Here is a 22,546-nt window from a genome sequence, read left to right on the forward strand (position 1 = left end):
CCATTGGAACGCCGTCAGAACCAGTCGGTCAGCCGTGGCCAGGTGGCCCACGCGTCCAGCGCTCCGCTCGGCCAGCCGCCGGCGCCGGCGCGCTCGGCGGTGCGCGGGCGGTCCTGCACCGGAGGGGCGCCGGCCGCACGCCAGATCCGTTGCGCCGCGTGCTGCACCGCCGGGGTGAGCCGGCCGAAGTCCAGCCGGCGGATCGGTCCGCACACCGACAGCGCCGCCACCGGAGCACCGGGCCCGCGCACGGCCGCGGCGACGCAGCCCACACCCCGGACCGCCTCCTCCCGGTCGAAGGCCGCCCCGCTCTCGCGCACCCGCCGCAATTCGCGCCGGAACCTTCCCGGATCGGTGACCGTGAACGGTGTCCGCGCCCGCAGTCCGGCGTCGACGACCCGCTGCACGGCATCGTCGTCGGCGTACGCGAGCAGCGCCTTCCCGACGGCGGTGCAGTAGGCCGGGGCGCGGCCGCCCGTCCGCGAGGGCAGGTCCGTGCCGCGCGGAGCGCCGATCTTCTCCAGGTAGACGATCTCCGTGCCGTCCAGGACGGCGAGGTGCACGACGCTGCGGCTGGCGGTGGCCAGCTGATGCATGAAGGGCGTCGCGGCGTCGCGGATCCGGTCCTGCTGGAGTACCAGCGACCCGAGTTCGAGCATGCGGAGCCCGAGCCGGTACCGGTTCCCCTCCCGGACCAGCCAGCGGACGGCCACCAGCCGCTCGAGGATGCGGTGGACGGATGAGCGCGGCAGGGCGGTCCGCCGCACCACCTCGGCGAGCGACAGGTGGGCCGGGCCGTCGAAGGCGTCGATGACGCGCACCACACGGTCGATCATGGACGCCGGAGTCGCGCTGCCGGTTCTCATCCGGTCCGCCCCCTCATCCCTCGCCGTGCCGCGCACCGTCCCGTTCGCGGCGGCCATCAGGACATCCGCTGCAGGATCAGTGCCATGCCCTGGCCGCCCGCCGCGCACATGGTGACGGCGCCGAACTCCCCGTCGCGTCGGCGCAGCCCGTTGACCAGCGTGGTGATCATGCGTGCCCCGGTCATGCCGAACGGATGGCCGAGCGCGATCGCACCGCCGTGCGGGTTGACCGCGTCCAGGTCCAGGCCGAGGTCGTCGCAGACGGGGAGCACCTGCGCGGCGAACGCCTCGTTGATCTCGACGAGATCGAGGTCGGACGCGTGCAAGGCGGCGTGGCCGAACGCCCGGTGCATCGCCTCCACCGGGCCGAGTCCCATGATCTCCGGGGAGAGGGCCGACACGCCCGTGGACACGATCCGGGCGAGCGGTGCCAGGCCGAGGTCGCGGGCCCGCTCGGCGGACATGATCACGAGCGCGGCGGCACCGTCGTTCAGCGGGCAGCAGTTCGCCGCGGTGACCGTTCCGTCCGGGCGGAACACCGGGGCGAGCTTCGCCACCGACTCGACGGTGACTCCCGGACGCGGGCAGTCGTCACGGGCGACGACCGTGCCGCCGGGAAGGGTGACGGGCGTGATGTCGGTGTCGAAGAAACCGTCGGCGATCGCCTTCTCGGCCAGGTTCTGGCTGCGGACGGCGAATTCGTCCTGACGCTCACGGCTCACACCGCGCAGCTCCGCGACGTTCTCCGCCGTCTGCCCCATGGCGATGTAGGGGTCGGGGAGTTCGCCGCTGCCGCGCGGATCCGTCCACGGCGGTGCGCCGGCCGCGGACCGGGCCTCGGTCCGGGCCGCCGCGTCGGCGTACCGGGGGTTGCGGGTGCCGTCCATCCCGTCCGCCTTGCCCCGGCCGAACCGGGAGACGCACTCCACGCCGGCGGCCACGAAGGCGTGCCCCTCGCGCGACCTGATCGCGTGCAGGGCCATCCGCGTCGCCTGCAAGCTCGATGCGCAGTACCGCTGCACGACGGCGCCGGGGACCTCGTCGAGCCCCGCGCCGACGGCGGCCTGCCGGGCGATGTTGTACCCCTGTTCACCGGCCGGCTGAGCACATCCGACCACCAGGTCGTCGAGGGACGCGGGATCCAAGGCCGGGATCTGGGCGAGTGCGGCGGCGAGCATCTGGCCAAGAAGATCGTCGGCCCGCATGTCCTTCAGCGAACCCTTGACCGCCCGGCCTATCGGCGACCGGGCCATGGCGACGATGACGGCGTCGGACATGACTACCTCCTTGGAAGAACTTGCGAGGGCCCAACGGGGCTTCCGGCGCCGTAGACGGGCTCCGGGTCGGGGGAGCGGTCGATGAGGCCGCGCAGCGCGGCCCCGACACCGGCGGCGTCCCACCGGTGGTCGAGTGCGGCGGCCGGACCGTGCCGCCAGCCGTCCTCCAGGCAGATCCGGCCGCCCTCGACCTCGATCACCCGGCCGGTCACGTCCGCGGACTCCTCCGCCGCGAGCCAGGCCACGACCGGTGAGACGTTCTCGGGGGCCATGGCATCGAACCCGGTGCCGGACGCGGCCATCTTCTCGGCGAACGCGGTCTCGGTCATCCGGGTGCGCGCCGACGGGGCGAGCGCGTTGGCGGTGACGCCGTACCGGCCGAGTTCCTCCGCCGCGACCAGGGTGAGCGCGGCGATCCCGGCCTTGGCCGCACTGTAGGCCGCCTGGCCGACACTGCCCTGCAGACCCGCGCCGGACGTTGTGGCGATGACGCGCGCGCTGCGGGCCCTCCCGGCCTTGGACTCGGTACGCCAGTACTCGGCCGCGTGCCGCAGGGTGGCGAAGTGCCCCTTGAGGTGCACGCGGACGACGGCGTCCCACTCCTCCTCGGAGGTGTTGACCAGCATCCGGTCGCGCAGGAAGCCGGCGTTGGCGACGAGAACGTCCAGCCCGCCGAATGTGTCGATCGCCTGCCGGACGAGCCGGCGGGCGCCGCCGAAGTCGGCGACGTCCTCACCGTTGGCGACCGCCTCCCCGCCCAGTGCCCGGATCTCCTGAACGACCTCCAGGGCGGGACCCGTCGAGCGCCCGCCGCCGTCGAGCTCGGCCCCCAGGTCGTTGACGACCACCCGGGCGCCCTGCCGGGCGAGTTCGAGCGCGTGCGCCCGTCCCAGCCCGCGACCGGCGCCCGTGACGACGGCGATCCTGCCGGTGCATATTCCGCTCACGATCTCTCCTCATCAGGGGGCGCGCCGGCGATCGCTCGCGTGCCCGGGTGGTGGGTACACCGCGATGCTAAGTTACCTAACAAACATTTGGCCAACAAGCGTGCCCGCAGGTCGGCGCACAGAGAGGGGCGGAACATGACCATCACGTCGGTCGCGCAGGGCGGCATCCGCGTCATCACGATGGACTTCCCGCCGGTCAACGCACTGCCGGTGGCGGGCTGGCGCGACCTGGCCGCCGCCGTGGCCGAGGCGGGCCGAGCCGAGGACGCACGGGTCGTCGTGCTCCGGGCCGAGGGGCGCGGATTCAACGCCGGGGTGGATATCAAGGAACTGCAGCGGACGCCCGGTTTCGAGGCGCTCGTGGGAGTCAACCGGCAGTGCTACGCGGCGTTCAAGGCCATCTACGAGTGCGCGGTCCCGGTCGTCGCCGCGGTCCACGGCTTCTGCCTCGGCGGCGGCGTCGGCCTGGTCGGCAACGCCGACACCATCGTCGCCTCCGAGGACGCCTACTTCGGGGTGCCCGAGGTCGACCGCGGAGCGCTGGGCGCCGCCACGCACCTCGCCCGGCTGGTGCCCGTCCACCTGCTGCGCACGCTGTACTACACGAGCCGGACGATCCCGGCCCGCCAGCTTCTGCAGTACGGGTCGGTCCTGGACGTGGTGCCGCGCGACCGGCTCGACGACACGGCCATCGCGGTGGCCGAGGAGATCGCCGCGAAGGACACGACCGTCGTCCGGGCGGCGAAAGAGGCGCTGAACGGCATCGACCCCGTGGACGTCAACCGCTCCTACCGGTTCGAGCAGGGCTTCACGTTCGAGCTCTCCCTCGCCGGTGTGGCCGACCGGCACCGGGACGCCTTCGTCTCCACCGGCGAGCCGCTGAAGGGCGACCAAGCGCACTCCTGACGCGGGAGCGGGCTCCGCTGCGGAGGGCAGGGCCCGGTACTCCCCTTGACGATGTGATCCGGATCATCCTAGCCTGCCAAGGCTAACAAATGTTTGTTTTAGCGGAGCGGTGGGAGAGGACGAAAGTTGGCGTTGACGATCGATCTCGCAGGCCGCATCGTCCTGGTCACGGGCGGCACGCGCGGAGTGGGGGCGGGAATCGCCCGGACCTTCATGCAGGCCGGGGCGACCGTGGAGGTCCAGTACGCGCCGGGGGTCGAGATGCTCCGCGGAACGGCGCCCTGAGGACCGGCGCGGTCCGGGCGCGGGCCTCAGCCGTCGGCCGGCCGGCCGACGTCCCGGCCCGCGGCGGCCCGCAGTTCCGACTTGAGGATCTTGCCGGCCGCATTGCGCGGCAGGCTCCCGGTGAGGACGATCTCGCGGGGCGCCTTGAAGCCGGCGAGCCGGGACCGGCAGTGCGCGATGAGTTCGCCGGGATCGGGCGCCGACCCCGGACGAGCCACGACGTGCGCGACCGCGACGGACCCCATGCGCGCGTCGGGGCGGCCCACGACGGCGGCCTCCGCGACGTCGGGATGCGCGGCCAGCACGCCCTCCACCTCGGCCGGGTAGACGTTGAACCCGCCGACCGTGAACATGTCCTTCAGCCGGTCGGTGATCTTGAGGCAGCCGTGCTCGTCCAGGCGCCCGACGTCGCCGGTGCGCAGCCAGCCGTCCTCGTCGACCGCGGCGCGGGTGGCCTCCTCGTCCTCGAAGTAGCCGAGCATGGTGTTGCGCCCGCGGACCAGGATCTCGCCGTCCTCCCCGCGCGGCACCTCGGCGCCGTCACCGCCCACCAGGCGGAGCTCCACCCCCGGGACCGGCGGGCCGGTCGTCTCGGCGACGTGCCGCGGGTCCTCGTTCGGCCGGGACTGGGTGACCATCATGCACTCCGTCAGCCCGTAGGCCTGCGCCACCTGGGCGAACCCGAGCTCCTCTCGCATCCGGGTGAAGAGGGTCTCCGGGACGGTGGCCGCGCCGGCGGTGGCGAAGCGCAGCGAGGAGAGGTCGTGGTCCTTGAGGCGGGGATGCGCCAGCAGGGACAGGAACAGGGTCGGCGTCCCGGGCAGCACGGTGATGCGCTCCCGCTCGATCAGTTCCAGCAGGCGGTCGCCGTCGAAGACGGGCACGGGGTGGACGGCCGCGCCGGCGGTGAGGGACGTGATCACCCCGGCCTTGTACCCGAACCCGTGGAAGAAGGGGTTGACCACCGCGTAGCGGTCGTCGGGGGACAGGCCAGCGCCTGCGGCCCAGATTCGGGCGACGTCGACCGTCTGGCGGTGGGCGCTCATCACGCCCTTCGGCCGGCCGGTCGTGCCCGAGGTGTACAGGATGTCGCACAGGTCGTCCGGCCCCACCCGGTCGGCGGCCTCCCGGGCGTCCTCCGCCGGGACCTCGTCCCCGCCGGCAAGGAAGTCCGACCAGGACAGCGCACCGGCGGGCACCTGGCCGGCGGGCACGTCGATGACGGTGCGCAGGTGCGGCAGACCGGGGACGGCTCCCGCGCCGCGCGGGACGTCGGCTTCGGCGGCCGCCCTCCGCAGCATGCCGATGAGGTCGAGGTCCAGGAAGCCGTTCGAGACGACCAGTGCGCAGGCGCGGGACCGTGCCAGGATCGCGGTGGCCTCATGGCCTCGGTAGCGTGTGTTCATCGGCACGACGACCGCGCCGATGGACTGCGCGCCGAGCATCGCGACGATGAACTCGTACCGGTTCGGCATCCAGACGGCCACGCGGTCGCCCGGCCGTACACCGAGCCGCAGGAAGGCGCGGGCGGCGCGTTCGGCGAGCCCGGCGAGGTCCTGGTAGCTCAACCGGACGTCTCCGTCCGCGACGGCAAGGCGGGCACCATGGTCGCGCACGGCATCGCGCAGCATTCCGGGCATGGTCGTCGACGGGGGCAGGGCGTGCATGTCACTCCAGGGAACGGGGCGGGTTCGGAGTCGGCACGAGCCGTGCGCGACACTGGACGGGGCAAGCGAACAAACAGTTGGTCAAGTTGAGGAGACGGACATGGCAGTGGCGAGGGCCGGCGGCCGACCACCGAAGAAGGAGGCGGTCCGGGCGGACGGCGTCGGCAGGCGCGCGCGCCTGCTGGCCGTTGCGGCCGAGCTCTTCGCCACACAGGGGTACGCCGGGACGACGGTCCGCGACATCGCCGACAAGTCCGGGATACTGCCCGGGAGCATCTACCACCACTTCAGCTCCAAGGAGGACATGCTCGACGTGATCCTCCGGGACTTCCTCACCCGCCTGTACGAGGGGTTCTCGGAGATCGAACGGCAGGGCGACGACCCGCGCGAGGCGCTCAGCAAGCTGATCCGCGTGTCCTTCGCCTGGATCGCCGAGGCGCCTCACGCGGTGGCCGTGTACCAGAACGAGAGCGACAACCTGATCGGGCAGGAGGGGTTCGAGTACGTCGCCGACTACAGCCTGAAGGTCGAGCAGATCTGGCTGCGGGTGCTCACCGCGGGCCAGACGTCCGGCGTCTTCCGGCCGGACCTCGACATCAAAGTGTCCTACCTGTTCGTCCGCGACTCCATCTGGTCCGCCGTGCGCTGGTACCGGACCGGAGGGCAGCTGACGCCCGAGAGCGTCGCCGACGAGTTCCTCGCGCTGGCGTTCCACGGGCTGCTCTAGGGACGTCCGCCGCCCCCGCTCAACCGGCGACTTCGCGGGTACGCACCGACGAAGGGTCGATCACTTCGCGGATCAGCCGCAGCTCCTCCGGCGTGGGCGAGCGGGTCTCGGCCGCGTCCGTCCCGTCGATGGCGAAGCCGGTGCTCCGCTGGACCTCTTCGACGGTGACGCCCGGGTGGACCGACCTGATGCGCAGCGTCCCGTCGAGCGCGTAGTCCAGTACGGCGAGGTCGGTGATGACGACGCCGAGATCGTGGAACCTCAGTGCCGCGCCCCCGGCCTCCCGGGCGCGGTCGTTGCCCACTCCGGACACGATGTCGACGCGCTCGACGAAGACCTTGGGGGAGTGGCGGGCCACCCAGTAGTTCGTCCGGTGGTTCACGGTGTTGCCGGGCGCCCCGCGCACGCCGATCAGCTGCCGCTTCGGCCGGCGCCAGTCGCCGATCGCCGAGATGTTCTGGTTGCCGTACCGGTCGAGCTGGCTGGCCCCCATCATGCTCTGGCGGCGGCCCGACTGCAGGACGTCGAAGACACCGCGGAACGGCACCCACGCCTCGATGACGCCGCCGGCCGCGGCGGTCCGCCCGAGGGGCGGGGGCTCGGCCATGAAGAACGCCTCCCCGTCGGACAGCACCAGGTCCGGGGAGTGGGTCAGCCGGGCGAGGCGGGCGCCGAGGACGGGCACGGTGCCCACCGCATGCGCCAGCACCTCCCCGGCGTCGCGCCAGGAGTCGGACGCGGCGGCGACGCACACCTCGGCTCGGGTGAACTCCATGGTCAGGCACTCCTCTCGTCGGCGCCGGCCGTCGCTCGGCCGGCGATCGCGGCGCGGTAGCCGGCCTCATCGCCGCGCAGGTAGGTCTCCTCGAACCTCCGCCAGGCGTCCGGGTCCTTAGCGGCCGTGGCGTACTCCTTCTGGAACGCCTCGTCGCGCTCGTAGCCCGGGACGCAGGACGTGAAGTGGGCGCCGCGCGGCGCCTCGATCACGCCCGTGACGTACATGCGGCTGACCAGCAGCGACTGAATCGGAGCGCTGCGTCCGTCCTCGCCGGGCGCGAGCAGCCGCTCGGTGGGAACGACCTCCTCGCAGCTCAGGAAACAGCGGTCCGCGCCCATGGCGTAGAGGTCGTCGAAATAGGGGTCTGGGCCGAGATACTGTCCGTTGCCCGCGGCGTCCGCCCGGTTGAGGTGGATCAGCGCGACGTCCGTCCGCAAGGCGGGCATCGCGACGTACTCCTCGTCGCTGTACGGAGAGGCGACGGTCCGCAGATCCGGGTTCATGGCGAGGACGTCCGAGGCCAGGCCCGCCCGGGTCGGCAGGAAGTCCAGCCGCTGCGCCGCGGCCCGCAGCCCGGCCACGTACATGCCCTCGTCGTACTCGGCGATCTCCACCGCGCCGCTCTCGCGGGCCGCGCGGAAGTGCGGGTCGAGGGGGATGCTGTCCAGCGATACGAAGCCGTAGACCAGTTTGCGCACCTTCCCCGCCGCACAGAGCAGCCCGACGTCCGGACCGCCGAGGCTCACGACCGTGAGGTCGCGCACATCCGTCCGCAGCAGCGCGCGGACGAGCGCCATGGGCTTGCGGCGGGAGCCCCAGCCGCCGATGCCGATGGTCATCCCCGACTCGATCGTCCCGGCGAAGTCCTCCAGGGACATCGTCTTGTCCTTCAACGCGGTCGTTCCTCCTCGTGTCCGCGGCGCCGCGCCCTTGCCGGTGGGCGCCGTCTCACGCATACTCGTCGAGCCAGTAAAACAAACATTTGTTAGAGAAGGAAGTCCGCATGGCACAGCAGCCCGACCCGACCGCCCCGGCGTCCGGTGCGGACGCCGCGGAGAAGCGGCGCCACCCCGCACTGAGGACCCGGGCGACCGAGCTGTTCGGCGTCGAGTACCCGATCGTCCAGACCGGGATGGGATACGTCTCGGACGCCCGCCTCACCGCGGCGACCGCCGAGGCCGGAGGGCTCGGGATCCTCAGCGCCGGGCTGCTGTCCTACGAGGAGCTCTCCCAGGCCGTCGACACCGTGCGGTCGCTCACCGACCGGCCGTTCGGGGTCAACGTCCGCGCGGACCAGCCGGACGTGGTGAAGCGCGTCGACCTGCTGATCCGCAAGAAGGTGAAGGTCGCCTCCTTCGCGCTGGCCCCCCGCGAGGACCTGATCAAACGGTGCAAGGACGGCGGGCTGGTGGTGATGCCGTCCACCGGCGCGCGCCGGCACGTGGAGAAGGTGGCCGCCTGGGGCGCCGACGCCGTCATCGTGCAGGGCGGCGAGGGCGGCGGGCACACCGGCCAGGTTCCGACCAGCCTGCTGCTGCCCCAGGCCCGCGACGCCGCCGACATCGTCGTCCTCGGTGCGGGCGGCTACTTCGACGGCCGCGGGCTGGTGTCGGCGCTCGCCTACGGAGCCGACGGCATCGCGATGGGCACCCGCTTCCTGCTCACGACCGACTCCCCGGTGGCGCAGGAGGTCAAGGAGGAGTATCTCCGCCGCGGCGTCGACGACACGGTGCTCACCCTGCAGATCGACGGAGTGCCGCAGCGGGTCGTCCGCGGGCGCACCATCGACCGGCTGGAGCGCGGCACCGCCCCCGGCCGCCTGCTGCGGGCGGCCGGGAACGCCGTCGCCTTCCAGCGCATGTCCAGGACCTCCTGGAAGGACATCGTGCGCGAGGGGCTCGCCATGAAGCGCCATCACGGCCTGACCTGGAGCCAGGTCGTGATGGCGGCGAACGCGCCCATGCTCTACCGGACGGCGTTGCTGGACGGTCGTCCCGACATCGGTGTCATGGCCACGGGGCAGGTCGTCGGGCTCATCGACGACCTGCCGAGTTGCCGCGAGCTGATCACGCGCATCGTCGACGAGGCCGTCGACGTCCTGGAGCGGCTGGAGGGCGGCGGACGCTAGGACGGCGCTGGGGCGGCGGCCCCGGCGCCCGCGCGCGGCGTCCCCCGGTCCGCCGCCAGGAGCCGCCGGCGCTGCTCGTGCGGCTGCCCGAACAGCTGCGACGTGGCGTGTGCGCGTTTGAACAGCAGTTGCGCGTCGTGCTCCCAGGTGATGGCGATGCCGCCGTGCAACTGGACCGTCTCGGCGGCCACCGCGTTCAGCGCGTCGGAGCACCACGCCTTGGCCATCGCCGCCTTCTCGGCGAAGTCGGCCGCGCCGTGAGCCGCGGACCAGGCCGCCGCCCAGGACAGCGTCCGTGACGTCTCGACCTGCACGAGCATGTCGGCCATGCGGTGCTTGAGCGCCTGGAACGAGCCGATCGGGCGGCCGAACTGCTCGCGATCCTTGGCGTACGCCACCGTCATGTCCAGGCCCCGTTGGGCCGCCCCGACCTGCAGTGCGGTCACGGCGACGGCCGCGATGTCCCGTAGCTCGGCGAGCGGCACGCCGGCGTCCTCGCACAGCGGGCGTGCGGGCGCGGCCCGGAAGTCGATCCGCGCGAACCGCAGGGTGAGGTCCAGGCCGGTCATGGGGGTGCGGCGGACCCCACTCGCCTCGGGATCGACCTCGTACAGGCCGACCAGCCCGTCCTCCCGCACGGCCACGACGAGCAGGATGTCGGCGTCGGCGCCGTCGAGGACCAGATGGGCCGATCCGGTCAGCATGGTCCCGTCTCCCGCGCCGGCGGCGCGCACACCGGAGCGGTCCGGATGCCAGTGCCCGTCGGGGGAGGCCCAGGCCAGCGCGGCCACGGCCGTTCCCGCCGCGATGTCCGGAAGCAGGCGCGAGCAGGCATCGGCGTCGCCCGCCCGCAGGACCGCCTGCGCGCCGAGGACCGCCGAGCCGAGCAGCGGGGACGGCGTGAGCGCGTAACCCAGCCGTTCCAGCACCACGTGGGTTTCGAACAGGGAGAACCCCGCGCCTCCGTACTGCTCCGGGATCGCCAGGGCGGCGGCGCCGATCTGCTCGCATAGCGTCGACCACAGGTCTGGATCGTGGCCGCGCGGGCCCTGTATCGCCCGGCGTACGGCCTCGCCATCGCTGTTCCGATCCAAGAGGGATCGGACGGTGGCGTCGAGCGCGGCCTGCTCCTCACTTAGCGCAAAGTACACAGAATCCCTCCTCAGGCGGGCTTCGCGTGCGCCGGCGACGCGGCGGTGATGGCGGCCAGTACCCGGGAGCGGTGGAACCGGGCCGTGCCCCAGGCGGAGACGAGAGCGCGGATCTTCGTGATCCACAGGCCCAGGTCGAACTCCTCGGTGCGGCCGGTGGCGCCGTGCGCCCGCAGCGCGGTGCGGTTCACCGGCCGTTCCCCGCGTTCGAGTCGCGCATCGCGCGGGCGTCCATGCCGGCCAGCGAGTCGACGCCCACCTCGGCGTTGTGCGCGTGCGCGGCGTGGTGGAGCCCGAAGACCGAGTCCATCCCCGACCGCATGCCCTGGAGGTCCTCGGCCTGGTTGATCGCCTTCTTCGTCAGCGCCAGCCCGAACGACGGCATCTGGCTGATCCGCTCGGCGATCGCCAGGGTCTCCGCCTCCAGTTCGGCGCGGGGCACCACGTGGTTGACCATGCCGAGGTCGCGGGCGCGTTCGGCCGTGAAGCGGTCGCCCGTGTAGAGGAACTCCTTCGCGGCCCGCGGATTCATCACCCACGGGTGGGCGAAGAACTCGACGCCCGGGATGCCCATGCGGACCACGGGGTCCGCGAAGAAGGCGTCGTCGGCGGCCACGATGAAGTCGCAGCTCCAGGCCAGCATGAGCCCGCCGGCGATGCACGCCCCCTGCACCATCGCGATCATCGGCTTGGGGATCTCCCGCCACCGGCGGCACATGCCGAGGTAGACCTCGGCCTCCCGGGCGAGCCGCCGGTCGACGCCCTGCTTGCGCGTGTGGTCCCACCAGATCACGGCCTTGCGCTCGAAGGACTCGTCGACGTCCCGGCCGGGCGTGCCGATGTCGTGCCCGGCGCAGAAGTGCCGCCCGTTCCCGGCGAGGACGATGACCTTCACCTCGTCGTCGTCGACGGCGCGGGTGAAGGCGGCGTCGAGGGCGTAGGTGACCTTCGAGTTCTGGGCGTTGCGGTACTCGGGGCGGTTGAGGGTGACGACCGCCACCGTCCCGCGTCGCTCATAGGTGACGACCTCCTCGTCGGGCCGGTCCACGGCGGCCGTGTCCGCGTTGCTCATATCGGTCTCCTGACGGTGTCCAGTGAGTGGCACGCGCTCTTGCGCACGCTTGCCTAACAAATGTTTGATTTCCCTTGCTATGGTGCAGTCCGCCGCGGGCGGCCGCAACCCCGGACAACGAAGCGCAGGCGGAGGGCGGACGTGGATCTGACGTATTCGGCGGAGGACGAGGACTTCCGGCGCGACGTCCGGAACTGGCTCGACACACACCTGCACGGCGACTTCGCCGGGCTGCGGGGGCTGGGCGGCCCCGGCCGGGAGGACGAGGCGTTCGACGAACGGCTGGAGTGGGACCGCCACCTCGGCGCGCACGGCTGGACCTGCCTCGGCTGGCCGGCCGAGTACGGCGGGCGCGGGCTGAGCCTGGCGCGCCAGATCGTCTTCCACGAGGAGTACGCGCGCGCCGACGCGCCGGCCCGGGTCAACCACCTCGGCGAGGAACTGCTCGGACCGACGCTGATCGCGCTCGGGACGCCGCAGCAGCGGGACCGGTTCCTGCCGGCCATCGCCGCCGTCCGCGAACTGTGGTGCCAGGGCTATTCCGAGCCGGGGGCGGGCTCCGACCTGGCCGCGGTGTCGACCAGGGCGCGGCGCGACGCGGACGAGTGGGTGATCGACGGCCAGAAGGTCTGGACCTCGCAGGCACACCACGCGGACTGGTGCTTCGTCCTGGCCCGCACCGAACCGGGTTCCCGCCGCCATGACGGATTGTCGTACCTGCTGGTCCCCATGCGGCAGAACGGCGTCGAGATCCGGCCCATCGACCAGCTCACCGGGACGTCGGAGTTCAACGAGGTCTACTTCGACGGCGCCCGCACCGAGGCGTCCCTCGTGGTCGGAGCGCCCGGCGACGGCTGGAAGGTCGCGATGGCGACGCTCGGATTCGAGCGCGGCATCTCCACCGTGGGGCAGCAGGTCGGGTTCGCGCGCGAACTCGACGCCGTGATCGCCCTCGCCCGCCGCAACGGCGCCTTCGACGACCCGGTGATCCGGGACCGCCTCGCCCACGCCCGCACCGGCCTGGAGGCCATGCGCCTGCACGCCCTGCGAACCCTGGCCGGGGACGGCTCCACCGGGCCGATGCAGGCGTCGGTGTCCAAGCTGCTCTGGGCGAACTGGCACCGCGACCTCGGCGAGCTCGCCATGCAGGTCGCCGGGGCCTCGTCGCTGGTCGTCGAGCGGGCACCGTACGAGCTGGACGACCTGCAGCGCCTCTTCCTGCACAGCCGCGCCGACACGATCTACGGCGGATCCAACGAGATCCAGCGGAACATCCTCGCCGAGCGGGTGCTCGGCCTGCCCAGGGAGGCCCGGCCGTGACCGCAGCCGAGACCGGACAGCCCGTCCCGCCCACCGGCGAGGTGGTGTCGGTGAGCAGCCGGCACCCCTGATCCCGCCGTCCCCCGACTTCTGAGGAAGGTTCACATGGCCGAGGCCTACATCATCGAGGCGGTCCGCACGCCGGTCGGACGCCGCGGCGGCGCACTCTCCGGCGTCCACTCCGCGGACCTGGGCGCCCACGCCCTCTCCGCGCTCGTGGACCGCAGCGGCATCGACCCGGGACGTGTCGACGACGTGATCCTCGGCTGCACCGAGACCATCGGCTCGCAGGCCGGCGACATCGCCCGGACCGCCTGGCTGGTCGCCGGCCTGCCCGACCACGTGCCGGGCGTGACCATCGACCGGCAGTGCGGCTCCAGCCAGCAGGCGGTGCACTTCGCCGCGCAGGGCGTCATGTCCGGCACGGCCGACCTCATCGTCGCGGGCGGCGTGCAGAACATGTCGGCGATCCCCATCTCGGCCGCGATGACGGTGGGGGAGCAGTACGGCTTCACCACACCGTTCGCGGAGTCCCCGGGATGGCGCGCCCGCTACGGGGACCAGGAGGTGTCCCAGTTCCGCGCGGCCGAAATGATCGCCGAGAAGTGGGAGATCTCCCGCTCGGAGATGGAGGAGTTCGCGCTCCGCAGCCATCACCGGGCCGTCGCCGCGACCGACGAGGGACGGTTCGCCAAGGAGATCGCACCGATCGGCGGCGTCTCGGCCGACGAGGGACCGCGCCGCGACACCGGCCTGGAGAAGATGGCGGCCCTCCGGACGCTGCGCGAGGGCGGGCGGATCACCGCCGCCGTCGCCAGCCAGATCAGCGACGCCGCGTCCGCGGTCCTGATCGCCTCCGAACGAGCCGTCAGCGACCTCGGGCTGAAGCCGCGGGCGCGCATCCACCACATCTCCGTCCGCGGCGACGACCCCGTCTGGATGCTGACCGGCCCGATCCCGGCGACCCGGCACGCACTCCAGAAGACCGGCATGTCGATCGGCGACTTCGACCTCATCGAGATCAACGAGGCGTTCGCGTCGGTCGTTCTCGCCTGGGCGAAGGAGACCGGCGCCGACCTGGACCGGATCAACGTCAACGGCGGCGCGATCGCACTGGGGCATCCGATCGGGGCAACCGGGACCAGGCTGCTGACGACCATGCTGCACGAACTCGAACGCCGCGGCGGACGGTACGCACTCCAGACCATGTGCGAGGGCGGCGGCCAGGCCAACGTCACCATCATCGAACGGCTCTGACCCCGGGCAGGCCGCCTGGCCTGCACGAACGTCTACACAGGGAGCAACGAATGAACGATACCGGGCGTCAGATGCACCTCGCGGTCTTCGCCCGAGGGCTGGGTACGGCGCACTCGGTGTGGCGGTCCCCGCGGACCGAACCCGAGAAGGTCCACACCCTGGAGCACTGGACGCGCGTCGCCCAGGTCGCCGAGCAGGGCAGGTTCGACGCGGTGTTCATCGCCGAGGCCCTGAACCTCAGCCCGTCGATCGGCACCGACGCCACCGAGTGGCCGGACGCCGTGAGCCTGGTCGCCGCGCTGTCGGCGGTGACCTCGCGCATCGGCCTGGTGGGGACCGCTTCGACGACGTACAGCCACCCCTTCACCGTGGCCCGGCAGTTCGCCACCATCGACCACCTGAGCGGCGGCCGGGCCGGCTGGAACATCGTCACCACCGCGATCGCTGCGGCTGCGGGCAACTACGGCTCCGCCGACCTGCCCGAGCACGAGGCCCGCTACGAGCGCGCCGACGAGTTCGTCGACGTGGTCACCCGGCTCTGGGACGGCTGGCGGGACGACGCGATCGTGCTGGACCGGGAGGCGGGCGTGTACGCCGACCCCGGCCGGATCCGGCGCCTAGACCACGAGGGCGACCACTTCACCGTCCGCGGCCCGCTGACGATGCCCCGGTCCCCGCAGGGCCGGCCGGCGCTGGTGCAGGCCGGGTCCTCGCCGACCGGCATGAACCTGGCGGCCCGGTACGCGGACATGGTGTTCACCACGCAGTTCGACCTCAAGGCCGCCAAGGCGTTCGTCGACCGGATGCGGGAACTGGTGACCGCCAAGGGGCGCGACCCGCAAGCGGTCGCCGTCATGCCGGGGCTCACCCCGATCATCGGCAGGACCGTCCAGGAGGCCCGGGACCTGGCACGGGAACTCGGCGGCTTCGTGCAGATCGACGCGACCCTCGCCTTCATGCAGCAGATGTTCGGCGGGATCGACTTCACCGGCTACGAGCTGGACGAGCCGTTCCCCGACGTCAGCGGCCTGCTTCCGGCGCACGCCGGCGTCTCACGCCCCCGGCTGTTCATGGACATGGCGAAGGAGGAGGGGCTGACCCTGCGCCAGGTGGCGCAGCGGATCGGCCTCAGCATCGGTCACCGCTCGTTCGTCGGGACTCCCGACCAGGTCGCGGACGAGATGGCCGCCTGGTTCACCGAGGGGGCGGCCGACGGCTTCAACGTCCTTCCCGCCGACCTGCCCCGCGGGCTGGAGGACTTCGTGGAGGAGGTCGTGCCGCGCCTGCAGGACCGCGGGCTCTTCCGCAAGGAGTACACGGGGACCACGCTTCGCGAGCACCTCGGCGCACCCGCGCCCGCCCCCGCGCCCGGGGACGGCCCCACGTTGAAGGAGGCCCGGTGAGCGACTCGCCCGCGCCGTTCGACGGGCGGCGGTTCCGGGACGTCCTCGGCCACTACCCCACGGGCGTGGTCGTCGTCACCGGCATCTGCGACACGGGGGAGCCCACCGGAATGGTGGTCGGCTCGTTCTCCTCCGTGTCGCTCGACCCGCCGCTGGTCTCCTTCCTGCCGAGCAGGACGTCGAGCACGTTCGCGCGGCTGCGCACCGCCTCGTCCTTCTGCGTCAACGTGCTCGCCGCCGACCAAGAGCAGGTCTGCCGGCAGTTCGCCGCGAAGAGCGGCGACAAGTTCGCCGGCGTCCCGTGGCGGCCCGGCCCGTCCGGCGCGCCGCTGCTCGAAGAGGCCGTCGCCTGGATCGACTGCGGGTTCGAGGCCGTCCACGAGGCCGGCGACCATCTGATCGTCCTCGGCAGGGTGCGGGACCTCGGAGTGCTCGAACCCAAGTCACCGCTGCTGTTCTTCCAGGGCGGGTACGGCGCGTTCTCGCCCGGTGCGCTCGTCGCCCCCTACGAGAGGGACCTGCTGGGCCATATCCGGGTGGCGGACATCGCCCGCGACCACATGGAGGCGGTGTCGGCCGACCTCGGACTCGAATGCTACGCGCAGTGCGTCGTCGCGGACGAGATCGTGATCATCGCCGGCTCCGCGGGTTCCCGGCAGAGCACGGTGCACGGGCACATCGGCCGCCGGATGCCGTTCGCGCCGCCCTACGGCGCACTGTTCGTCGCCGGACGTGAGGACGGGGCGATCGATGCCTGGCTCGCACGGCGCAACCTCCCGCTGACCGGGGAGGACAGGGACCATTACCGGCGGGCGCTGCGGCGGGTGTCGTCGCGCGGCTGGTCCCTCGCCCTGTGCGCCCCCGAGCACGACGAGGTCTGGGACGAGATCGACGGGTTCTCCACCGCGCAGCGCACTCCTGAGCTGGAACGCCGGGTCGGTGCTCTGCTCGAACGCCTCAAGGAGCACTACGAGCCCGACGACCTGGACCCCGGGGGCCGGTACGACGTCCGGCTGCTGGGCGCGCCCGTCTACGGCCCGGACGGTGACGTCGTGCAGGTGCTCGCCCTTTTCCAGATGCCGCCGCGGGCGAGCGCCGAGCGGATCGCCGGTTGGCGGGACCGGCTGGTCCGCGCGGCGGACACGGTCACCACCGCGATCGGCGGACGCCCCCCGCGGACCCGCTGAAAACCGAGCGGGGGCCTGCTCGACGCGGAGCCCGCACATAGACGAGGGAGATGAACCCATGCCCGGAGAACACGTGCCGAGTGAGCACGTGCCGAGTGAGCACGTGCCGAGTGAGCACGCGGTCGTCACCGGCGGCAGCAGCGGCATCGGACTGGCGGTCGTACGCCGGCTGATGAAGCGGGGCCTGACCGTGACCGTCCTGGACATGCAGGCGCCGCCGGACGACGTGCCGCGGGCGTACCGGATCGACGTGACCGACGAGGCGAAGGTGCGGGAGGCACTGGCCGAGACGGCGCGGGCGGCCGGGACCCCGACCCGGCTCGTGACCTGCCACGGCGTTCGCGGCGAATTCAAACCCGCCTTGGAGCTGGACCTCGACACCTACCGGAGGGTGCTCGACGTCCACCTGGTCGGAACGCTCGTCACCGCGCGTTCGCTCGTCGCGGGAATGCTGGAGGCCGGACTCGGCGGCGGGTCGATCGTGACGATCTCCTCGACGACCGCCTACGGCGGGTGGCGGGACCAGGCCGACTACGGTGTCGCCAAGGCCGCGATCGAGCAGCTCACGCAGAACCTCGCGATCGAGTGGGCTCCGCACGGGGTCCGCGTCAACGCGGTGGCACCGGGCCACACCCTCACGCCGATGGTCCAGGAGATGGTCGACAAGGAGGGCTACGACCTGTCGGCCACCGAGGCGCGGATGCCGCTCGGCCGGCTGTGCACCCCGGACGAGATGGCCGCGGCGATCGAGTTCATGCTGCTCGACGCCACCTTCTCCACGGGCGTCCGGATGCCGGTGGACGGCGGGTGGACCGTGGTCGGCAAATGACGGGCGTCGCCCGCCGGCGGCTCGGGGACCTGCGGGTGTCCGCGATCGGCCTGGGAGCGATGACCCTGACCCAGGTGCCGGGCTACGACGAGGAGCGCGGCATCCGTACGGTGCACGCGGCGCTGGACGCGGGTGTCACCCTCCTCGACACCGCCGACGTGTACGGACCGGCGGGCGGCGACTACGGCGCCAACGAACTCGCGGTCGCCAAGGCGCTCCGGCTGTATCCCGGCTCCACAGACCATGTCGTGGTCGCCACCAAGGGCGGCCACGTCCGCTACTTCGACACCGACACGTGGTGGATCGACGGCCGTCCGGAGTGGCTGCGCCGCGCCTGCGAGGCGTCCCTGCGCCGGCTCGGCCTGGACGTGCTGCCCCTTTACATGCACCACCGCCCGGATCCCCGGACCCCGTACGAGGAGAGCATGGGCGGCCTGAAGGAACTGCACGACAGAGGTCTCGTGCAGCGCGTCGGAGTCTCGAACGCGAGCGTCGAGCAGGTCCGTGTCGCCCACGAGATTCTCGGCGACGTCCTGGTCGCCGTGGAGAACGAGTACTCGCCGCGCGCCAGGGCCTCCGAACCCGTGATCGATCTGTGCGAGCGGCTCGGCCTGGCCTTCCTGTCCTGGGGGCCGCTCGGCGGGATGCGTGCCGCCAAGGACTTCGGGTCCGAGTTCGCCGCCTTCGACGCCGTGGCGAGGGCCCGCGGCGTCAGCCCGCAGCGGATCGCGCTCGCGTGGCAGCTGCACAGGTCTCCGGCGGTCATCCCGATTCCCGGGGCGAGCCGGCCGGAGTCCGTGCTGGACTCGCTGGCCGCCGCCGGCCTCGCCCTCACCCCCGCCGAACTCGAACGACTGAACCGGAAATGAGAAGGACCCAGTGACCTCAGTACAGGAGCATCCGGCCGAGAGCACGGACGTCATCGTCGTCGGCTCCGGAGGCGCGGCCCTGGCCGCCGCCTACACCGCCGCGGCGAACGGGCTGCGCACCATCGTGCTGGAGAAGACGGAGTACTTCGGCGGCACCAGCGCGTACTCCGGGTCGGGCATCTGGCTCCCGGGCAACCAGGCGCAGCGGCGTGCGGGCGTGCCCGACAGCGTCGAACTCGGCACGGAGTACTTCACCGCCCTGGTCGGGGACCGCACGCCGGCGGAACTGCAGCGGGCGTACCTGTCCACCGGCCCGGAGCTGGTCGAGTTCCTCGAACGCGACCCCGCCCTCCGGTTCCAGTACATGCCCTTCCCCGACTACTTCGAGGCTCCCGGCCGCATCGAGAACGGCCGGGACATCTTCCCCGTGCCCGTCTCGGCCGCCGAACTCGGCGACCGCCTCGCCCGCATCCGCCCCGTCATCGCGCTCGACCAGCACGGCATCGAGCAGGACCGGGAGACGCTCACCGGCGGCCAGGCGCTCATCGGCCGGTTCCTGCTCGCGCTGGACAAGACCGGTAACGCCGATCTCCGGACCGGCACGCGCATGCGGTCCCTGATCATCGAAAACGGGCGGGTGACCGGCGTCGTCGCCGACGGTCCGGCGGGAACCGTGCGGCTGCGGGCGGGCCGGGGCGTCGTGCTCGCCGCAGGCGGCTTCGAGCGCGACCACGAGTCGCGCGCCCGGCACCACGGGCTGCCGGGCGGTGGCTGGACGTCGACCGCCACCGGAACCAACACCGGCGACGCACTCGCCGCGCTCCGGGCCGCCGGCGCGTCCGTCGACCTGATGGACGAGGCGTGGTGGTGCCCGGCGACGCTCTTCCCGAACGGGCGCGCCGAGTTCACCCTCGGGCTGCGCGGCGGGATCTTCGTCAACTCCGCGGGGGAGCGGTTCGCCAACGAGTCCCTGCCCTACGACCGGATGGGCCACGAGATCCGCCGCGGTCACGCCACCGGGGTCTCCCACCTGCCGGTCTGGTTCGTGTTCGACGACAGGTTCGACAACGTGCCGGCACTGTGCGAGCCGCGTCCGGATCCCGCCGCGTTCCGCGAGGCGGGCCTGTGGCGCACCGCCGGCACCGTCGCGGACCTCGCCGAGCTGATCGGCGTTCCCGCCGAGGCGCTGCAGCGCACGGTCGACCGGTTCAACGGATTCGCCGCCGGCGGGACGGACTCGGACTTCCGGCGGGGCGAGGACCCGTTCGACCGCTTCTTCGCGGCGGGCGACGGCCCGAACCCCTGCCTGGTTCCCATCGACCGCGGGCCGTTCCACGCTGTCCAGATCGTCCTCGGCGACCTCGGTACCAAGGGCGGGGCGCGCATCGACCCGGACGCCCGGGTGCTGGACGAGTCCGGCGACCCGATCCCGGGCCTGTACGCGGCGGGCAACTCGGCCGCGTCCGTCGCCGGGCACGTGTACCCCGGGCCCGGCGTCCCCCTCGGTTCCGGGATGGTCTTCGGGTACCGCGCCGTGCGCCACATCCTGGCCGGCTGATCGCCCCGGACGGCCGCGGGCCGGTGTCGCGGAGGCGCCGCCTCTCCGACACCGGCCCGCTGCTTCCGGCCCGGACGGCGTCACGTCACGTGCCGGGCGGAGTGAACGCGGCCAGCGGTTCGGAGCCCGACCAGTCGTGGCCCCAGTAGCTGTCGGCGGTGATCTCCTCGGCGGTGTAGTGGCTCTCGTCGACGAGCATCCCCTCGGTGCCGTACTCGATGTCCCAGCCGCCGGGGGCGCGCACGTAGAACGACACCATCTTGTCGTTGGTGTGCCGGCCGAGCGTGGAGGAGATCGAGAAGCCGAGCCGGTTGACGTTGTCGAGCGCCCGGCCGACCGCGTCCAGGCTGTCGACCTCCACCATCAGGTGCACCAGCCCGGGGTCGCCGTCGTGCGGGGCCGGGGCGACGGCGAGGCTGTGGTGGCGCCGGTTGACGCCCATGAACCGGACGCGGACCGGGCCGGCCGGGGTGTCGGCCACCTTCATCGCGCCGCGCGGAAGGAACCCCAGCACCTGGGCGTACCAGGCCACCACGTCCTCGGCGGCCGGAACGGGCAGGACCACGTGCCCCATCCCCTCGGCGCCGGTGACGAACCTCTGGTCGAGGCCGAGCCGCAGCGGGCCGTGGTCGAGCACGGGACCGAAGAAGACCTCGACGGGAGTGCCGCCCGGATCGGTGAAGGCGATCGCGGCCTCCACATCGCGCTCGGCGGCCTCCTCGTGCGAGAGGACGGAGACCTCTATACCGGCCTTCTCCACGGCCTCCCGGACGGCGGCCAGCCCGAACTGGTCGCGGACCTCCCAGCCCACGGCCAGTACCCGGTCGACGCCGCCCGGCAGGACCGCGAGGCGGTACCGGCGCTCGTCCATGCGCAGGTACAGGCCGCCGGAGACCGGACCGGTCCCTTCGCCGAAGCCGAGACCGTCGATGGCGAGTTCGCGCCAGCGCTCCAGGTCCCGTGCCTGCACCCGCAGGTACCCGAGCCCTCGTATGTGTGTCACTGGTGCCTCCTGTTGAGCGATGGTCCCCGGCGGGGACATCCCGATCAGTGGGAAACGCGCGTCAGATCATCGAGCGCATCGGGCCCTCCGGCGGCTCGATGTCCAGGTCGGTCAGCGCGGACACGTGGTAAACGGCGCCGGGGACGTGGATGGCATGCGCGAGGCCGACATGGACGTCGCGCCAGAACCGCTGGATCGGGTTGTCGACGCGCATGGCGTTGCCGCCGGAGCGGATCACGAGTTCGTTCACCGCGCGGGCCGCCCGCCACGCCGACCGGACCTGGAGCCTGCGCCCGGCCGCCCGCTCGCCGAACGAGATCTCCTCGCCCGCGGCGGCCTTGTCGTACATGCGGGAGGCGAAGTCGAGGAGCCGGGTGCGGGACGCGGCGATCTCCTCGGCCGCCTCGCTCATCGCGTACAGGACGTACGGGTCGTCCTTGACCCTGGTGCCGACGATCTGCACCCGGTCGCGCTGGTAGGCCATGTGGTGCGCGAGGACGCCCTCGGCCATGCCGATCACGGCGGAGGTGATGCCGAGGGGGAACGCGCAGGAGAACGGCACCAGGTAGGTGGGGTTGGTCAGCCCGGCCTCGCGCGGCGCGGTGCCGTCGACGACCTTGGCGAACCTCAGGACGCGGTAGTCGGGGACGAAGGCGTCCCTGACGATGACGTCCTTGCTCCCGGTGCCCTTCAGCCCGGCGACCTCCCAGGAGCCCTCCACGATCTCGTAGTCCGAGCGCGGCAGGACCAGGTGCAGGCCCTGGAACGGCTCGACGGGCCTGCCGTCCTCGTCGCCTAGGAGGCCGCCGAGAAAGATCCAGTCGCAGTGGTCGGTGCCGGAGGAGAACTGCCAGCGGCCGCTGAAGACGTAACCGCCGTCCACGGGACGCGCCACGCCCATGGGCGCGTACGGGGACGCGATCCACGTGTCGGGGTCGCCGCCCCAGATCTCCTCCTGCACCTTCGGGTCGGCCATCGCCATCTCCCACGGGTGCAGGCCGACGATCCCGGCGACCCAGCCGGTCGACCCGTCCAGCGCCGCGATGCCCATGACGGCCTCGGCGAACTCCCGCGGATGCGCTTCCATGCCCCCGTGCGCCTCCGGCTGCAGCATCCTGATCACACCGGAGTCGCGCAGCACCTTGGCCGCCTTGTCGTCGAGCCTGCCGAGGCGCTCGTTGACGGGGCCGAGTTCGCGGATCTCCTCCGCCCGTTCCATGATCGTGTCGAGCACGCGGTTGGTCATCGCCTGTTTCTCCATTGCTCTGTCATGCCGGCCGTGGGACGGCCGGAAGCCGGTTGGGCCGGGGTGGGAA

General features: G+C 72.2%; 22 protein-coding genes. 11 read left to right on the forward strand and 11 right to left on the reverse strand.

Annotated elements, in window-relative coordinates; genetic code table 11:
• Nucleotides 1-14: 14 nt before the first annotated feature.
• The 3 genes from E1200_RS01865 to E1200_RS01875 form a co-directional block, all read right to left on the reverse strand.
• Entirely contained in the window at nucleotides 15-836 is an 822-nt protein-coding gene (locus E1200_RS01865; RefSeq protein ID WP_207933058.1) for an IclR family transcriptional regulator, read from the reverse strand.
• Between the two features lie 86 nt (nucleotides 837-922).
• Nucleotides 923-2,143 (reverse strand): acetyl-CoA C-acetyltransferase, encoded by a 1,221-nt coding sequence (locus tag E1200_RS01870; RefSeq protein ID WP_131949991.1) that lies wholly within the window; start codon nucleotides 2,141-2,143, stop codon nucleotides 923-925.
• 2 nt (nucleotides 2,144-2,145) lie between these two features.
• Nucleotides 2,146-3,090 carry an SDR family oxidoreductase gene (locus tag E1200_RS01875; RefSeq protein WP_131949992.1) on the reverse strand — a complete coding sequence of 315 codons (945 nt, stop codon included), beginning with the start codon at nucleotides 3,088-3,090 and terminating at the stop codon, nucleotides 2,146-2,148.
• Between the two features lie 135 nt (nucleotides 3,091-3,225).
• Between E1200_RS01875 and E1200_RS01880 the strand changes: the two genes are divergently transcribed.
• Nucleotides 3,226-3,996: an enoyl-CoA hydratase family protein gene (locus E1200_RS01880; protein WP_131949993.1), complete on the forward strand. Its 771-nt coding sequence runs from the start codon at nucleotides 3,226-3,228 to the stop codon at nucleotides 3,994-3,996.
• A 132-nt stretch (nucleotides 3,997-4,128) separates the two neighbouring features.
• The gene (locus E1200_RS01885) at nucleotides 4,129-4,281 is read left to right on the forward strand and encodes a hypothetical protein (RefSeq protein WP_207933061.1); all 153 of its coding nucleotides are present in this window, start codon (nucleotides 4,129-4,131) and stop codon (nucleotides 4,279-4,281) included.
• A 26-nt stretch (nucleotides 4,282-4,307) separates the two neighbouring features.
• On the opposite strand, the gene E1200_RS01890 is transcribed toward E1200_RS01885, so the two are convergent.
• A complete protein-coding gene (locus tag E1200_RS01890) occupies nucleotides 4,308-5,912 on the reverse strand; it encodes an AMP-binding protein (protein ID WP_243708288.1) in 1,605 nt (534 codons plus the stop codon).
• A 136-nt stretch (nucleotides 5,913-6,048) separates the two neighbouring features.
• Here E1200_RS01890 and E1200_RS01895 point away from each other — a divergent pair, with 136 nt between their 5' ends.
• The gene (locus E1200_RS01895; RefSeq protein ID WP_131949994.1) at nucleotides 6,049-6,675 is read left to right on the forward strand and encodes a TetR/AcrR family transcriptional regulator; all 627 of its coding nucleotides are present in this window, start codon (nucleotides 6,049-6,051) and stop codon (nucleotides 6,673-6,675) included.
• Nucleotides 6,676-6,694: 19 nt separating this feature from the next.
• Here E1200_RS01895 and E1200_RS01900 read toward each other — a convergent pair whose 3' ends face one another.
• Both E1200_RS01900 and E1200_RS01905 read right to left on the reverse strand, forming a co-directional pair.
• Nucleotides 6,695-7,450, reverse strand: a complete 756-nt coding sequence (locus tag E1200_RS01900; RefSeq protein WP_207933063.1) for a CoA-transferase — start codon at nucleotides 7,448-7,450, stop codon at nucleotides 6,695-6,697.
• Nucleotides 7,451-7,452: 2 nt separating this feature from the next.
• Nucleotides 7,453-8,331 carry a CoA-transferase gene (locus E1200_RS01905; protein WP_131950018.1) on the reverse strand — a complete coding sequence of 293 codons (879 nt, stop codon included), beginning with the start codon at nucleotides 8,329-8,331 and terminating at the stop codon, nucleotides 7,453-7,455.
• A 125-nt stretch (nucleotides 8,332-8,456) separates the two neighbouring features.
• Here E1200_RS01905 and E1200_RS01910 point away from each other — a divergent pair, with 125 nt between their 5' ends.
• Nucleotides 8,457-9,581: a nitronate monooxygenase gene (locus E1200_RS01910; RefSeq protein ID WP_131949996.1), complete on the forward strand. Its 1,125-nt coding sequence runs from the start codon at nucleotides 8,457-8,459 to the stop codon at nucleotides 9,579-9,581.
• Here E1200_RS01910 and E1200_RS01915 read toward each other — a convergent pair.
• From E1200_RS01915 to E1200_RS01925, 3 genes are read right to left on the reverse strand one after another with little or no spacing between them, the layout of a single operon-like run.
• Nucleotides 9,578-10,732 carry an acyl-CoA dehydrogenase family protein gene (locus E1200_RS01915; RefSeq protein ID WP_131949997.1) on the reverse strand — a complete coding sequence of 385 codons (1,155 nt, stop codon included), beginning with the start codon at nucleotides 10,730-10,732 and terminating at the stop codon, nucleotides 9,578-9,580. The genes E1200_RS01910 and E1200_RS01915 overlap by 4 nt on opposite strands.
• An 11-nt stretch (nucleotides 10,733-10,743) precedes the next feature.
• Nucleotides 10,744-10,923: a hypothetical protein gene (locus tag E1200_RS01920; protein ID WP_131949998.1), complete on the reverse strand. Its 180-nt coding sequence runs from the start codon at nucleotides 10,921-10,923 to the stop codon at nucleotides 10,744-10,746.
• Complete coding sequence (locus E1200_RS01925; protein WP_131949999.1) at nucleotides 10,920-11,804, reverse strand: enoyl-CoA hydratase; 885 nt, start codon at nucleotides 11,802-11,804, stop codon at nucleotides 10,920-10,922. Before E1200_RS01925 ends, E1200_RS01920 begins: the two co-directional genes overlap by 4 nt.
• Nucleotides 11,805-11,945: 141 nt before the next feature.
• On the opposite strand from E1200_RS01925, the gene E1200_RS01930 reads away from it, so the two are divergent.
• The 7 genes from E1200_RS01930 (at nucleotide 11,946) to E1200_RS01960 (ending at nucleotide 20,227) form a co-directional block, all read left to right on the forward strand.
• Complete coding sequence (locus E1200_RS01930; RefSeq protein ID WP_131950000.1) at nucleotides 11,946-13,124, forward strand: acyl-CoA dehydrogenase family protein; 1,179 nt, start codon at nucleotides 11,946-11,948, stop codon at nucleotides 13,122-13,124.
• 105 nt (nucleotides 13,125-13,229) lie between these two features.
• Entirely contained in the window at nucleotides 13,230-14,381 is a 1,152-nt protein-coding gene (locus E1200_RS01935; protein WP_131950001.1) for an acetyl-CoA C-acetyltransferase, read from the forward strand.
• 50 nt (nucleotides 14,382-14,431) lie between these two features.
• Nucleotides 14,432-15,784 (forward strand): LLM class flavin-dependent oxidoreductase, encoded by a 1,353-nt coding sequence (locus E1200_RS01940; protein ID WP_131950002.1) that lies wholly within the window; start codon nucleotides 14,432-14,434, stop codon nucleotides 15,782-15,784.
• Complete coding sequence (locus tag E1200_RS34290; RefSeq protein ID WP_207933073.1) at nucleotides 15,781-16,971, forward strand: flavin reductase; 1,191 nt, start codon at nucleotides 15,781-15,783, stop codon at nucleotides 16,969-16,971. Before E1200_RS01940 ends, E1200_RS34290 begins: the two co-directional genes overlap by 4 nt.
• 58 nt (nucleotides 16,972-17,029) lie before the next feature.
• Nucleotides 17,030-17,800, forward strand: a complete 771-nt coding sequence (locus E1200_RS01950) for an SDR family oxidoreductase (protein WP_207933075.1) — start codon at nucleotides 17,030-17,032, stop codon at nucleotides 17,798-17,800.
• Nucleotides 17,797-18,669: an aldo/keto reductase gene (locus E1200_RS01955; protein ID WP_131950003.1), complete on the forward strand. Its 873-nt coding sequence runs from the start codon at nucleotides 17,797-17,799 to the stop codon at nucleotides 18,667-18,669. Before E1200_RS01950 ends, E1200_RS01955 begins: the two co-directional genes overlap by 4 nt.
• A gap of 10 nt (nucleotides 18,670-18,679) precedes the next feature.
• The gene (locus E1200_RS01960) at nucleotides 18,680-20,227 is read left to right on the forward strand and encodes an FAD-dependent oxidoreductase (RefSeq protein WP_131950004.1); all 1,548 of its coding nucleotides are present in this window, start codon (nucleotides 18,680-18,682) and stop codon (nucleotides 20,225-20,227) included.
• 85 nt (nucleotides 20,228-20,312) lie between these two features.
• Here E1200_RS01960 and E1200_RS01965 read toward each other — a convergent pair whose 3' ends face one another.
• Nucleotides 20,313-21,230: a VOC family protein gene (locus E1200_RS01965; RefSeq protein WP_131950005.1), complete on the reverse strand. Its 918-nt coding sequence runs from the start codon at nucleotides 21,228-21,230 to the stop codon at nucleotides 20,313-20,315.
• A 61-nt stretch (nucleotides 21,231-21,291) separates the two neighbouring features.
• Nucleotides 21,292-22,476 (reverse strand): hydroxylase, encoded by a 1,185-nt coding sequence (locus E1200_RS01970; RefSeq protein ID WP_131950006.1) that lies wholly within the window; start codon nucleotides 22,474-22,476, stop codon nucleotides 21,292-21,294.
• Between the last annotated feature and the right edge of the window lie 70 nt (nucleotides 22,477-22,546).

Source organism: Actinomadura sp. GC306 (genome assembly GCF_004348665.1).
Classification (GTDB): domain Bacteria; phylum Actinomycetota; class Actinomycetes; order Streptosporangiales; family Streptosporangiaceae; genus Spirillospora.